Origin of the sequence: Methyloversatilis sp. (genome assembly GCF_965284615.1) — a bacterium.
Classification (GTDB): Bacteria; Pseudomonadota; Gammaproteobacteria; order Burkholderiales; family Rhodocyclaceae; genus Methyloversatilis.
On record NZ_OZ260098.1, the window covers coordinates 1,427,059 to 1,439,939 of the forward strand.

12 protein-coding genes are annotated in these 12,881 nt (G+C 63.7%); 5 read left to right on the forward strand and 7 right to left on the reverse strand.

Annotated features, from left to right (window positions below; all coding sequences use genetic code 11):
• Positions 1-144: 144 nt before the first annotated feature.
• The 3 genes from rraA to clpS all read right to left on the reverse strand — a co-directional run bounded on the left by rraA (position 145) and on the right by clpS (position 3,290).
• Positions 145-624 (reverse strand): ribonuclease E activity regulator RraA, encoded by a 480-nt coding sequence (rraA, locus tag ACQ66H_RS06910; protein ID WP_304010288.1) that lies wholly within the window; start codon positions 622-624, stop codon positions 145-147.
• 85 nt (positions 625-709) lie between these two features.
• Positions 710-2,980 (reverse strand): ATP-dependent Clp protease ATP-binding subunit ClpA, encoded by a 2,271-nt coding sequence (gene clpA, locus ACQ66H_RS06915; protein ID WP_430433369.1) that lies wholly within the window; start codon positions 2,978-2,980, stop codon positions 710-712.
• Between the two features lies 1 nt (position 2,981).
• Complete coding sequence (gene clpS, locus ACQ66H_RS06920) at positions 2,982-3,290, reverse strand: ATP-dependent Clp protease adapter ClpS (RefSeq protein ID WP_008061043.1); 309 nt, start codon at positions 3,288-3,290, stop codon at positions 2,982-2,984.
• Between the two features lie 398 nt (positions 3,291-3,688).
• Between clpS and ACQ66H_RS06925 the strand changes: the two genes are divergently transcribed.
• On the forward strand, positions 3,689-3,892 hold the full coding sequence (locus ACQ66H_RS06925) for a cold-shock protein (protein WP_019918899.1): 204 nt from the start codon (positions 3,689-3,691) through the stop codon (positions 3,890-3,892).
• A 92-nt stretch (positions 3,893-3,984) separates the two neighbouring features.
• Here ACQ66H_RS06925 and icd read toward each other — a convergent pair whose 3' ends face one another.
• A complete protein-coding gene (gene icd, locus ACQ66H_RS06930; protein ID WP_430433370.1) occupies positions 3,985-5,229 on the reverse strand; it encodes an NADP-dependent isocitrate dehydrogenase in 1,245 nt (414 codons plus the stop codon).
• Positions 5,230-5,411: 182 nt separating this feature from the next.
• Between icd and aceK the strand changes: the two genes are divergently transcribed.
• From aceK to pdxH, 4 genes are all read left to right on the forward strand, one after another.
• Complete coding sequence (gene aceK, locus ACQ66H_RS06935) at positions 5,412-7,190, forward strand: bifunctional isocitrate dehydrogenase kinase/phosphatase (RefSeq protein ID WP_430433371.1); 1,779 nt, start codon at positions 5,412-5,414, stop codon at positions 7,188-7,190.
• Entirely contained in the window at positions 7,187-7,759 is a 573-nt protein-coding gene (locus tag ACQ66H_RS06940; protein ID WP_430433372.1) for a pseudouridine synthase, read from the forward strand. Before aceK ends, ACQ66H_RS06940 begins: the two co-directional genes overlap by 4 nt.
• Positions 7,760-7,852: 93 nt before the next feature.
• Positions 7,853-8,287: a DUF192 domain-containing protein gene (locus ACQ66H_RS06945; protein WP_020164073.1), complete on the forward strand. Its 435-nt coding sequence runs from the start codon at positions 7,853-7,855 to the stop codon at positions 8,285-8,287.
• Positions 8,288-8,301: 14 nt separating this feature from the next.
• Positions 8,302-8,934 (forward strand): pyridoxamine 5'-phosphate oxidase, encoded by a 633-nt coding sequence (gene pdxH / locus ACQ66H_RS06950; protein ID WP_020164074.1) that lies wholly within the window; start codon positions 8,302-8,304, stop codon positions 8,932-8,934.
• A gap of 9 nt (positions 8,935-8,943) precedes the next feature.
• Here pdxH and ACQ66H_RS06955 read toward each other — a convergent pair whose 3' ends face one another.
• The 3 genes from ACQ66H_RS06955 to ACQ66H_RS06965 are packed head-to-tail and all read right to left on the reverse strand — an operon-like array spanning position 8,944 to position 12,794.
• Entirely contained in the window at positions 8,944-9,513 is a 570-nt protein-coding gene (locus tag ACQ66H_RS06955) for a tetratricopeptide repeat protein (protein ID WP_430433373.1), read from the reverse strand.
• Positions 9,510-11,102 (reverse strand): glucose-6-phosphate isomerase, encoded by a 1,593-nt coding sequence (pgi, locus tag ACQ66H_RS06960; RefSeq protein ID WP_430433375.1) that lies wholly within the window; start codon positions 11,100-11,102, stop codon positions 9,510-9,512. Before pgi ends, ACQ66H_RS06955 begins: the two co-directional genes overlap by 4 nt.
• Positions 11,103-11,132: 30 nt before the next feature.
• On the reverse strand, positions 11,133-12,794 hold the full coding sequence (locus tag ACQ66H_RS06965) for an ArnT family glycosyltransferase (protein WP_430433376.1): 1,662 nt from the start codon (positions 12,792-12,794) through the stop codon (positions 11,133-11,135).
• Between the last annotated feature and the right edge of the window lie 87 nt (positions 12,795-12,881).

The window sequence follows — 12,881 nt, forward strand, 5'->3', positions numbered from 1 at the left end:
AAGAAGTCGTGTTTTTAAATAAAACAAAGACTTGTCTTGTCTGCTCTGTTGCATGTGTGAAAAAGTGCAGAAAAATCTGCAGAAACTTGTGCGCTGCGAAAGGCGCCGCCGACACCGGGTCGCGAGTGCCGGCCGAACGCACACTCAGATCAGCGGCCGCGGGCAGACAATGACGCCATCGGCGTCGGCATAAAGGTACTGGCCGGGTACGAAGTCGATGCCGCCGAAGCTGACGGTGAGGTCGGCCTGACCTTCATTGCGCTTGACCGTCTTCAGCGGATGAGTGCCAAGCGCGCAGACACCGATATCCATCTCACCGATCGCCGCCGAGTCGCGGATGCAGCCGTAGACGACGATGCCGGCCCAGCCGTTCTTCACCGCCAGGGCGGCGATCTGGTCGCCGACCAGCGCGCGGCGCATCGAACCGCCCCCATCGACCACCAGCACGCGGCCGTTGCCCGGCGCTTCCAGCGCCTTGCGAACCAGACCGTTGTCCTCAAACAGCTTCAGTGTCGTGATCTGGCCACCGAAGGCGGCACGGCCGCCGTAGCTGCGGAACATCGGTGCGCAGATGCGCAGTTCGCTTTCGAATTGGTCACACAGGTCGGCGGTGTGGATGTCCATGAGTCGTCCTTTCTGTTCGGGAGGCGTGACAGACAAAAAAAGAGGCGGCCATTATGGCCGCCTCGGTCGGAACGGTGATGCCTTATCAGGCGGGTGTTGCGAGTTCTTCCTCGTCGAACACCAGTTTCACCTTCTTGTCGCCGTCGAGGTCGATGGTCACCTTGCCGCCGCTGGTCAGGCGACCGAACAGCAGTTCGTCTGCCAACGCGGAGCGGATGGTGTCCTGGATCAGGCGTGCCATCGGACGCGCGCCCATCAGCGGATCGAAGCCCGCTTCGGCCAGCCAGCTGCGCAGCTCTTCCGAGAACTGCACGTCAACCTTCTTCTCCTGCAACTGACCTTCCAGTTGCATCAGGAACTTGTTGACCACGCGCAGAATGATTTCGCGGTCCAGCGGCTTGAACGAAATAATGGCGTCCAGACGGTTGCGGAACTCCGGCGTGAACAGGCGCTTGATGTCGGCCATCTCGTCGCCCGGCTGGCGTTCCGTCGTGAAGCCGATGACGGATTTCTGCAGCGTCTCCTGGCCGGCGTTGGTCGTCATGATGATGACCACATTACGGAAATCGGCCTGACGACCATTGTTGTCGGTCAGCGTGCCGTGGTCCATCACTTGCAACAGGATGTTGAAGATGTCCGGGTGCGCTTTCTCGATTTCGTCGAGCAGCAGCACAGAGTGCGGCTTCTTGGTCACTGCCTCGGTCAGCAGGCCACCCTGATCGAAGCCGACATAGCCCGGAGGTGCGCCAATCAGGCGGCTGACCGCATGACGCTCCATGTACTCGGACATGTCGAAGCGGATCAGTTCGATGCCCATGCAGTAGGCAAGCTGGCGAGCGACTTCGGTCTTGCCAACGCCGGTCGGGCCGCTGAACAGGAAGGAGCCGATCGGCTTGTTCGGATTGCCGAGACCGGAGCGTGACATCTTGATCGCGGTGGCCAGCGCATCAATCGCGTTGTCCTGACCGAATACCATGTTCTTCAGGTCGCGGTCGAGGTTGCGCAGCGCCGAGCGGTCGTCGTTCGACACATGCTGCGACGGCACGCGCGCGATCTTGGCAACGATTTCCTCGATCTCGGTCTTGCCGATCACCTTCTTCTGCTTCGATTTCGGCAGTACGCGTTGCGCCGCCCCGGCTTCGTCGATCACGTCGATCGCCTTGTCCGGCAGGTGACGGTCGTTGATGTAGCGCGCCGACAGTTCGGCCGCTGACGACAACGCGGTTGACGAGTACTTGACGCCGTGATGCTGTTCGAAACGCGACTTCAGTCCCTTGAGGATGGACACGGTCTCCTCGACGCTGGGCTCGGTCACGTCAATCTTCTGGAAGCGGCGTGACAGCGCGTGGTCCTTCTCGAACACACCGCGATATTCGGTGTAAGTGGTCGCGCCGATGCACTTCAGTTGACCCGACGACAGCGCCGGCTTCAACAGGTTGGACGCGTCGAGCGTTCCGCCCGAGGCGGCCCCCGCGCCGATCAGCGTATGGATTTCGTCGATGAACAGAATGGCGTTCGGATTGTCGAGCAGCTGCTTCAGCACCGACTTAAGACGCTGTTCGAAATCGCCGCGGTACTTGGTGCCGGCGAGCAGGGCGCCCATGTCCAGCGCGTAGATGGTCGCGTCGGCGAGGATGTCCGGCACCCGGCCCTCGATGATGCGGCGTGCGAGCCCTTCGGCAATCGCGGTCTTGCCGACGCCGGCTTCGCCCACCAGCAGCGGATTGTTCTTGCGCCGACGGCACAGCGTCTGGATCACGCGCTCGAGTTCGTGGTCGCGACCGATCAGCGGATCGATCTTGCCCATCAGCGCCTGTGCGTTCAGGTTCTGCGTGAAGCTGTCGAGTGCGCCGCCCGCCTGGCCGCCTTCCTGTTCCTGCTCGCCCTGTTCCGACTCGGGCTTCGCCGCGGCGGCCGGTTGGGCCGCCTTGGTGATGCCGTGCGAAATGAAGTTCACGATGTCCAGGCGCGTGACGCCCTGGCGCTGCAGGAAATACACCGCGTGCGAATCCTTCTCGCCGAAGATGGCGACCAGCACATTGGCACCGGTCACTTCCTTCTTGCCCGAGGACTGCACGTGCAGGATGGCGCGCTGGATTACGCGCTGGAAGCCGAGTGTCGGCTGGGTGTCGATTTCCTCGCTGCCATCGACCACCGGCGTGTGCTCGTTGATGAAGGCCGACAGTTCCTTGCGCAGCTCATCGATGTTCACTGCGCAGGCACGAAGCACTTCCGCTGCCGAAGGATTGTCGAGCAGGGCGAGCAGCAGGTGCTCGACAGTGATGAATTCATGGCGCTTCTGTCTCGCTTCGACAAAGGCCATGTGAAGGCTGACTTCCAACTCCTGCGCGATCATTTCAATTTTCCTCCATCACGCACGCCAGCGGATGCTGATGCTGGCGCGCAAAGGTACACACCTGTTCCACTTTCGATGCTGCAACGTCCTTGGGGTAGATGCCGCATACGCCGGCCCCCTCCGTATGTACCTTGAGCATGACGCGCGTGGCCTGTTCCCGGTTCATGCCGAAAAACTTCTGAAGGACTCCAACCACGAAGTCCATCGGGGTGTAATCGTCATTCAGCACCATGACCTTGAACAGAGGTGGGGGCTTGACCCGTGTCTTTTCAAGCTCGAGGAGTGAATCGTCCTGCCTGCGTGTAACCATGGTCCCATTCTAATCACAAACATCGGGTGTGCAACACGAGAAGCTGTGTCGCTTTTCCGCTGTTTCTCGTCATTGCGCACCACCTGTTCACGTCTTTGGACAACGCGTTCCGGCAAGTGTGCGCTGACAGCTTTCGACGCTTCGATGAACGCTGTCCAAGATGGCCGGAAAATCGTCGCAAAAGTCTGCCGTGGTGCAGCATGGAAACGTGTTGACCGCCTGCTTCATCTGGGCTAAAAGCCGTTCTGTGTTTGGTTCAAGCTCTCGAGTGGTCGCAGTCCTAGACCGTTGTCGAGTTCCGGCGCGGTCGGTAGTTCCCGGGGTCAGAACATCAGAACTTGAAGTACAAACATGTACGGGAGCTTCGGCTCATTTGAGAGGTTGAGAGGATAAGATCAATGGCAACTGGTACTGTTAAGTGGTTCAACGATTCCAAGGGTTACGGCTTCATCACGCCGGATGATGGCAGCGAAGATCTGTTCGCTCATTTCTCGGCGATCCAGATGGGTGGTTTCAAGACCCTGAAGGAAGGCCAGAAGGTGACGTTCGACGTGACCCAGGGACCCAAGGGCAAGCAGGCCGCGAACATCCAGGCTGCTTGATCCGGTCCTGAGGATTCGGAAAGCAAAAAACCCGGCGCAAGCCGGGTTTTTTGTTTCTGCAGTTGGGCGTCCTGCGACGCCCGCTGTCACCGTTACATGCGGGCGATCATGGCGCGCCCGAATTCCGAGCACGACACTTCGTTCGCACCGTCCATCAGGCGGGCAAAGTCGTAGGTGACCTGCTTATCGCCGATGGCGCGCTCCATCGACGCGATGATGAGGTCGGCCGCTTCCAGCCAGCCCATGTGACGCAGCATCATTTCGGCCGACAGGATGAGCGATCCCGGATTCACCTTGTCCAGGCCGGCGTACTTCGGTGCCGTACCGTGGGTGGCTTCGAACACTGCATAGGCGTCGGAAATGTTGGCGCCCGGGGCGATGCCGATGCCGCCGACCTGTGCCGCCAGCGCGTCGGAGATGTAGTCGCCGTTCAGGTTCAGCGTGGCGATCACGTCGTAGTCGGCCGGCCGCAGCAGGATCTGCTGCAGGAAGGCGTCGGCGATGGCGTCCTTGACGATGATGTCGCGGCCGGTGTTCGGGTTCTTGAACTTGCACCACGGTCCGCCGTCGATCGGCTCGGCGCCGAACTCGTTCTGCGCCAGCGCGTAGCCGAAGTCGCGGAAGCCGCCTTCGGTGAACTTCATGATGTTGCCCTTGTGCACCAGCGTGACCGACTTGCGATCATTGTTGACGGCGTACTGCAGGGCCTTGCGGATCAGGCGCTCCGAGCCTTCGCGCGACACCGGCTTGATGCCGATGGCCGAGGTCTCCGGGAAGCGGATCTTCTTGACGCCCATTTCGTCGCGCAGGAACTTGATCACCTTGCGCGCGTTGTCCGATTCAGCCTGCCATTCGATGCCGGCGTAGATGTCTTCGGTGTTCTCGCGGAAGATGACCATGTCGATCAGGTCCGGCTGCTTGACCGGGCTGGGCACGCCCTTGAAGTAGCGTACCGGGCGCAGGCAGACGTAGAGGTCAAGCTCCTGGCGCAGCGCCACGTTCAGCGAACGGATGCCGCCGCCGACCGGCGTCGTCATCGGGCCTTTGATCGAAACGACGTATTCCTTCAACGCGGCCAGCGTGTCTTCCGGCAGCCAGACGTCCGGGCCGTACATGCGGGTGGCCTTCTCGCCAGCGTAGACCTCCATCCAGGTGATCTTGCGCTTGCCGCCGTAGGCCTTGGCCACGGCTGCATCGACGACGTCCTTCATTACCGGCGTGATGTCCACGCCGATGCCATCGCCTTCGATGAAGGGGATGATGGGATTGTCCGGCATCGGCTGGCCGGCAACGATTTTTGTCCCCTCGGCGGGAATCTTGATGTGAGTGGTACTCATGCCATCCAGCTCCTTGGTGTGTTGTCTGGTTATTGGCCCTGTGACGGTGTTGCCGCCGGCGGGCTCCCGCGATTATCCCCCAATCAAGAAATGATGCGACATTCCTGTCGGCCGCGTGTTCCGCACCGCGGCGTGCGCGCGCCCATTAGAATCCCGCGCTTGACGATACGAGCGGACTTGCCATGAATCTTCCTGCCGGGCAGAACCAGGTTGCGCTGGCCATCGCACAGGCGCTGATTGACGGCTTCGACAAGCACTACACGCTGTTCCGTGCCGTCAGCGGTACGGCCAAGCAACGGTTCGAACAGGCGGACTGGCCGGGGCAGCAGCGCTGCATCCGCGAGCGCATCCAGTATTACGACGACCGTGTGCGCGAGTGTGTGGACCGGCTGCACAACGAGTTCCACGCCGACTCGCTGGACGACAACACCTGGCAGCAGGTGAAGCTGCTCTACATCGGCCTGCTGGTGAACCATCGGCAACCGGAGCTGGCCGAAACCTTCTTCAATTCGGTCACGACGAAGATCCTGCATCGCAAGTACTTCCACAACGACTTCATCTTCGTGCGTCCGGCCATCTCGACCGAACTGATCGAGAGCTCTCCGCCGACCTGGCGCAGTTACTACCCGAACCAGACCGGTCTGCGCGCCGCGGTGAAGCAGATCTTCATCGACTTCGACTGGCAGCGTCATTTCACTGATCTGGACCGCGACGTGGACTACATCATGCGCGCGGCGCTTGAACATGTCGGCGGCGACTGGCCGGCGCGCGAGGCCAACCTGCAGATACAGGTGCTGAACTCGGCCTATTACCGGAACAAGGCCGCCTATGTGATCGGCAAGGCGATCAACGGTCACCTCGAGTATCCGTTCATGGTCAGCGTGCTGCACGACCGCAAGGGCGGGCTCTTCCTCGACACCATCCTGCTGGAGCCCTGGCGCGTCAGCGTCATGTTCTCGCTGTCGCGCGCCTACTTCATGGCCGACATGCAGGTGCCTTCGGCGAACGTGCATTTCCTGCGCACACTGATGCCGAAGAAGCCGCGCTCCGAGCTCTACACGATGCTCGGGCTGGGCAAGCAGGGGAAGACCATGTTCTTCCGCGACCTGATCAACCATCTGCGTCACTCGAACGACAACTTCGTCGAGGCGCCCGGCATTCGCGGTCTGGTCATGCTGGTTTTCATGCTTCCGTCCTATCCTTATGTGTTCAAGATCATCAAGGACAAGTTCGGCAGTTCGAAGGACACCGACCGCGCGACGGTGAAGAAGAAGTTCCTGATGGTGAAGCAGGTGGACCGTGTCGGCCGCATGGCCGACACCATCGAGTACTCGGACATCGCGCTGCCGGCCCACCGCTTCTCGCCCGAACTGCTGGAACAGCTGGACCAACTGGCCCCGTCGATGATAGAGCGCGATGGCGACACGCTGGTCATCCGCCACTGCTACATCGAACGACGGATGATTCCGCTCAACATCTTTCTGGAAACGGCGAACGAGGAGCAGATCGACCACGCGGTGTACGAGTACGGCAACGCGATCCGCGAACTGGCGGTCGCCAACATCTTCCCGGGCGATCTGCTGTGGAAGAACTTCGGCGTCACCCGCTACGGACGCGTCGTGTTCTACGACTACGACGAGATCGAGTTCCTGACCGACTGCAATTTCCGCCGTATCCCGCCGGCGCCCAGCCCGGAGTACGAAATGTCCGGCGAGGTGTGGTACTCGGTGCAGCGCAACGACATCTTCCCCGAGGAATTCGCCACCTTCCTGCTGTTGACGCCCAAGGTGCGAGCGGCCTTCCTGAAGTATCACCGCGATCTGCTGGACGTGAAGTTCTGGCAGGAGACGCAGCAGCGCATCCGCGAAGGCCACATCCAGGACTTCTTCCCCTACCCGGAGGAACTGCGCTTCGCGCGTCGCTTCGGCCACCTGCAGGGGCAGCCGGTGGCCAGTGCGTGAGCCGTCTGATCCTGCTGAACAAGCCCTATGGCGTGATCTGCCAGTTTTCGCCGGATGGCATGCACCCGACGCTGGCTGACCACGTTGACGTGCCAGACGTGTACCCGGCCGGGCGTCTGGATACCGACAGCGAGGGCCTGCTGCTGCTGACCGACGACGGCGCGCTGCAGCACCGCATCAGCGATCCGAAGCACAAGCTGGTCAAGCGTTACCGGGTGCAGGTCGAGCGTGAGCCAGACGAGGCAGCACTGGAACGGATGCGCGGCGGCCTGCAGTTGAAGGACGGCCCGACCCGGCCTTGCTCGGTCGAGCGCATCGCCGAGCCGGCCGATCTGTGGCCACGTAATCCACCGGTGCGCCATCGGCTGTCAGTGCCGACCTGCTGGCTGGAGATCGGCATCAGCGAGGGCCGCAACCGGCAGGTGCGGCGGATGACGGCAGCCATCGGCCACCCGACGTTGCGCCTGATACGCGTCGCCATCGGTCCGTGGCAACTCGGTTCGCTGCAGCCAGGTCAATGGCGGGATGCTGAGGCCGATCTGCTTGCTCAGCGACTTGCGCGCGCATGAGGCCCGTTCAGGGCATCCGCTGCGGGCTGACATCGATCAAGAAGTCGTCGGCGTGCATCATTCATCATTCACCATCGGGATGTTCTGCCTGTCATGAAGAAATCGCTACTCTGCAGCCTGCTCGCGCTGAGCGCACTGAGTGCCTGCGCCGACATGCCCACGCTCGAACTCGGTGTGGGCATGTACCGCATCAAGGCCGAAGTCGCGCACACCAACGCCGCGCGCATGACTGGCCTGATGCACCGGACCGAGATGCCGTCGGATGCCGGCATGCTCTTCGTGTTCACCCGGGCGGCCAAGCACTGCATGTGGATGCGCAACACCTTGATTCCGCTGAGCGTTGCCTTCATCGATGACAAGGGCCACATCATCAACATTGCGGACATGCAGCCGCAGACCGAAACATCGCATTGCGCCGAGCGTCCGGCGCGCTATGCGCTGGAAACCAATATCGGCTGGTTTGCCGCGCGCAAGCTCCAGGCCGGCACCCGCATCGCCGGAATCGAACGCGCGCCCGCGCCGGAATGAGGAGAGGAGACACCATGGACCCGATACATCACCGCATCGACTACACCAGCGGTTCGCTCGACGAGACTGAAGCGGCCGACAATCCGCTCGACCAGTTCCGCTTCTGGTTTGCCGAAGCCGGCCGTGTGGTCGAGCGCGACCCGAACGCGATGACGCTGGCCACGGTCGGCGCAGACGGGCGGCCCAGTGCGCGCATCGTGCTGCTGCGCGGCTATGGCGAGGACGGCTTCGTGTTCTTCACCAATTACGACAGTCGCAAGGGCGCCGAACTGGAGGCCAATCCGCACGCCAGTCTGCTGCTGTTCTGGGCGGCGCTGGAGCGGCAAATCCGGATCGAGGGCACGGTGAGCAAGGTGAGCGCGGAAGAGTCTGACGCCTACTACTCGCTGCGCCCGGTGGGCAACCGGCTGGGGGCTTGGGCGTCGCCGCAGAGTAGGGAAATTCCCAGTCGCGAATCGCTGGTCAGGCGCGTGCGCGAGTTCGAGGAGCGCTTCGGCTCGACGCCGCCCCGCCCGGAGAACTGGGGCGGCTACCGGCTGCATCCGGATGCGATCGAATTCTGGCAAGGGCGCAGCGACCGCCTGCACGACCGTCTGCTCTATCGCCGCCAGGGCGCCGACTGGACGCGAGTCCGGCTGGCACCCTGAAACACGGCTTCAATCGGGCAGCCCCAGTTCCTGGGCCAATCTGCGGGCGGTGCGCGGGTCGTACTGCCCGATGCGCCGGTACTCGGCGAGCAGGCCTTCTTCGTCACCGACGGCCCGGCAGGCCTGACACAGCGCGTAGCTCGCGCTGCCGTTGAAGGGTTGCAGCTCGACCGCCCGTCTTAACGCGACGATCGCCTCCTGCGGTTGACCCAGTTCGCTCAGCAGCAGGCCGCAGCCATACCAGGCTTGATCGAGAGCGGGGCGCAGGCGCACTGCGGCCGTCATCTGCGCCAGCGCGTGCTCGAATTCGCCCCGGCGATGCAGCAGGAAGCCGAAGTTGTAGCGGCTGACGGCGTCGTCCGGTGCCAGTTCCACCGACCGTTCGAATGCGAGCAGGGCCTCGTCGCTCCGGCTCTCGTCCTGCTGGCAGAGGAAACCGATCATGCGCCAGGCGGGTGCATGCGCCGGATCGACCGAGGTGCAGCGGCGAAAGGCGGCAACGGCCCGTTCGTTCTGCCGCAGGAGGGCCCACAGCTGACCGGCGGCATAATTGATCGCCGGCCCCAGCGCTGCGCTCATGCGTCCGGGTGATCGAGCGCCTCGAACAGGCCGCGGGTCAACGCGTCGGCATCCGGCGGCAGTCGGCCCGACGCCAGCGCGCGCGCCATCTGCTTGCCGTACTCGACACCGTACTGATCGAAGCTGTTGATGCCGAGCAGCCAGCCTTGCACGAACACCTTGTGCTCGTACAGCGCGATCAGCTGCCCCAGCGTGCGTGGCGTCAGCTCCGGCATCAGCAGCGTGGTGCTCGGCTGGTTGCCGGGGCAGGCGACGTGCGGCGCGAGCCGGGTGGCCTCCTGCTCGGACAGACCGCTGCGTTTCAGTTCATCCATCGCCTCGTCGCGCGTCTTGCCGCGCATCAGCGCGGCGCTCTGCGCCAGCGCATTGAGCTGAACCATGCGGCTGCGCTCGTCGCGCGCCACGCGCGGCACGATGAAGTGCATCGGCATCATCCGCGTGCCCTGGTAGAGCTGCTGGTGGTAAGCGTGCTGGCCGACGATGCCGGAGCCGCCCCACACCACGGGGGAGGTCGGCGCCCGGCTCAGTTCGCCGGTCGAGGTGCAGCGCTTGCCATTACTCTCCATTTCGAGCTGCTGCAGGTAGGACGGCAGACTGCGCAGCAGGTGGCTGTAGGGCAGCACGGCCAGCGTTTCCAGTCCCATGCCGCTGGCGTTCCAGAAGTCGATCAGGCCGAACAGCACCGGCAGGTTGGCATTCATCGGCGCGCGCGTGAAGTGCTCGTCCATGTCGCGTGCGCCGTCGAGCATTTCGCCGAAGGCCTGCATGCCGATGGCGCAGGCCAGCGGCAGCGAGATCGACGACCAGACGGAATAGCGTCCGCCGACCCATTCCGGCAGGAAGAGGCAGCGCTGCGCCGGCACGCCCAGTTCCTGGGCAGCCGCCGGGCGGTTGGTGACGGCGAACAGGTGCTGGCCGACGCCGGCCGTGCCCAGACCGTCGGCCAGCCATTTCATCGCGACCTGCGCGTTGGCCAGCGTTTCCTGCGTGGTGAAGCTTTTCGACGAAATGATGAAAGCGGTGTGCGCCGGTTTGCAGTCGCGCAGTGCGAGGTCGAGGGCGGCCGGATCGAGGTTGGCGACGAACTTGACCACCGGACCGTTGATCTGCGGCTCGAGCGCCTCCATCGCCAGGCGCGGCCCGAGGTCGGATCCGCCGATGCCCAGGTTGATGATATGGGTAATGGTCTGGCCGGTTGCGCCGAGCAGTTCGCGGTTGCGGATCAGCCGCACCCAGTGCTCGAGCGAAGCGCGGCAATCGCGTACGACGTCGGCGTGCGCGCCGTCGCGGGCGCGCAGCGCCATGTGCAGTGCGGCGCGGCGCTCGGTGAAATTGATCTGGTCGCCGGCCGCCAATGCGCGGATGCCGCGCGGCAGGTCGAGCGCACTGACCAGATCCATCAGCATCGCCATCGTTTCGCCGTCAACGCGCTGCTTCGAGTAGTCAAGCAGCCAGCCGTCGTAACGCAGCGAGAAGCGCGCGAAACGGTCGGGATCCTGCTCGAAGAAGTTGCGCAGGTGTACGCGCGACAGCTGGATCGCCTTTGATCGCAGTGCGGGCCAGGCGGAGGTCTGCATCAACAGGTTCATGTCATCCGGCGCCTCGTGTCACCCTTCGTTTCAGTGTCTTGCGTACAGCAGGAAGCGCTCGTGCCGGTCGCCGGGCCGGCGGCCTTCCCACTTCAGAGTCCAGCGTCCGTCCAGCGACGGCGGCTTGCCGCCCCGGCCATGGTAGGCCAGCAGCAGATCGCATTGCTGCCCCGATCGGCCCGCAACGTTCAGCGGCTTCAGATCGAGGAAGTAGTAGAACGCCGCGCGCTGGCTGTCCTGCAGGCCGGTGAAGGCAACGCAGCCATGCTGTGCCGGCAGGTGCTCGCCGATCATCCGCGCCACGTCGCGATAGCTGCGACCGTAATCTATCCACGGCAGCCACAGGCTGCTGACGAGAAACCATATCAATACCATGCCGCAGCCCCAGCTGACGGCCCCGCGTGTCGGTGTTCGTGGCGAACGCCACAGCAGCCATATCCATGCGGCACTCATGATGACGGCTGGTGCCAGTGCCAGCAAGGATATCGACATCTCGAAGCCCGGTTCCAGCCGCGCGAAGGTGCGCGCCAGCCTTTCCGGCCAGCCTGTCGTCATGGCGATCCAGCCGAGCCATATGATGAGGCCCAGCAGTGAAAAGGTCATGACACCGAACCAGTCGAGTGCGTTCGCGGCTCCCCGGCGCAGTCGGGGCAGGCCGGCGCTGCCCAGCACGACCAGCGGTGCCAGCAAGGGAAGTGCCCGCTGGTTGCGGGCCGCACCTTCACCGGCGAGTTGCATGAACAGCAGCACGAGCACGATCAGCGGCAGCGTCAGCACCGGCGAGCGCCACTGTTCGCGGCGCTGCCATAGGGCCCAGCCGGCGACCGGCAGCGCCGGCCAGGCGTACCAGGCGAGCACCTTGACCCAGCTGCCGGCGCCGCCAGCAAGGTGTTCGACATCCGGCAGCAGTCGCTGCAGGTCGTTGCCCCAGACGCGGGCGGCCAGCTCGGGGCGTTCCAGCTGCAGTGCGATCAGCCAGCTCGCCGCGAGCACTGTGCCGACCGCCATCGCCAGCGGAAGTGCGCTCATGCGCAGTGCCGAGGTCGCCACCGTGCGCCATACCGGCAGCAGCGGCATGGCGGCGGCGGTCAGCAGCAGCACGGCGGTCAGCCACAGGCCAGTGCCGAGGCCGGAGATGGCCAGCGCGACGATCAGTACGAGCGCGCCCTGGAGCGGTCGTCGCGCGATCAGCGCGAGCGACCACATGCCTAGCCCGAGTGCGGCCAGCAGCGTGGTCAACGATTGCGCGTCATGCAGGTGGGTGACGGCGCCGATGCTGGCGATGCCGATGAGCGGGGCGATGCGCGCCGCCGGTGCGCCGTACAGTTCGCGTGCGGCGCCTGCGCTGCCGAGCAGCCACAGTGCGAGAAAGAAGGCGCTGGCGAGGCGCGCGCCATCGGCGAAACTGATGCCAATCCATCCCGCCGCCTGACCGGTCAGCGAGGCCAGCCAGTGAAACAGCGGAGGGCTGTCCAGCCACAGCTGGCCGGCCAGTTGCGGGATCAGCCATCCGCCCTCGCGGGCGAAACCCAGCGCCACGCCGATGTTCAGCGCGTCATCGCCCTTCCATGGATCGCGACCGAACAGACCGGTCAGCAGATAGACCAGGCACAGCGCGATCACGAATCCGGTTTCGGGTGGGTCGCCGATCAGCGGACGGCGGACCAGGTAGGACTGCGAAGGAAGTGACATCGACGACGATCAGTGAACAGTGGCCCGGATTCTATGGGGACTCCGCAGCGCGTGGGGCGGGCGACGGTTGATCCGGCAAGTGCAGAA

Excerpts from the sequence above, each read along its gene's own strand:
- rraA (WP_304010288.1), bottom strand. The coding sequence starts at position 624 with ATGGACATCCACACCGCCGACCTGTGTGACCAATTCGAAAGCGAACTG.
- clpA (WP_430433369.1), bottom strand. The coding sequence starts at position 2,980 with ATGATCGCGCAGGAGTTGGAAGTCAGCCTTCACATGGCCTTTGTCGAA.
- clpS (WP_008061043.1), bottom strand. The coding sequence starts at position 3,290 with ATGGTTACACGCAGGCAGGACGATTCACTCCTCGAGCTTGAAAAGACA.
- ACQ66H_RS06925 (WP_019918899.1), top strand. The coding sequence starts at position 3,689 with ATGGCAACTGGTACTGTTAAGTGGTTCAACGATTCCAAGGGTTACGGC.
- icd (WP_430433370.1), bottom strand. The coding sequence starts at position 5,229 with ATGAGTACCACTCACATCAAGATTCCCGCCGAGGGGACAAAAATCGTT.
- aceK (WP_430433371.1), top strand. The coding sequence starts at position 5,412 with ATGAATCTTCCTGCCGGGCAGAACCAGGTTGCGCTGGCCATCGCACAG.
- ACQ66H_RS06945 (WP_020164073.1), top strand. The coding sequence starts at position 7,853 with ATGAAGAAATCGCTACTCTGCAGCCTGCTCGCGCTGAGCGCACTGAGT.
- pdxH (WP_020164074.1), top strand. The coding sequence starts at position 8,302 with ATGGACCCGATACATCACCGCATCGACTACACCAGCGGTTCGCTCGAC.
- ACQ66H_RS06955 (WP_430433373.1), bottom strand. The coding sequence starts at position 9,513 with ATGAGCGCAGCGCTGGGGCCGGCGATCAATTATGCCGCCGGTCAGCTG.
- pgi (WP_430433375.1), bottom strand. The coding sequence starts at position 11,102 with ATGAACCTGTTGATGCAGACCTCCGCCTGGCCCGCACTGCGATCAAAG.
- ACQ66H_RS06965 (WP_430433376.1), bottom strand. The coding sequence starts at position 12,794 with ATGTCACTTCCTTCGCAGTCCTACCTGGTCCGCCGTCCGCTGATCGGC.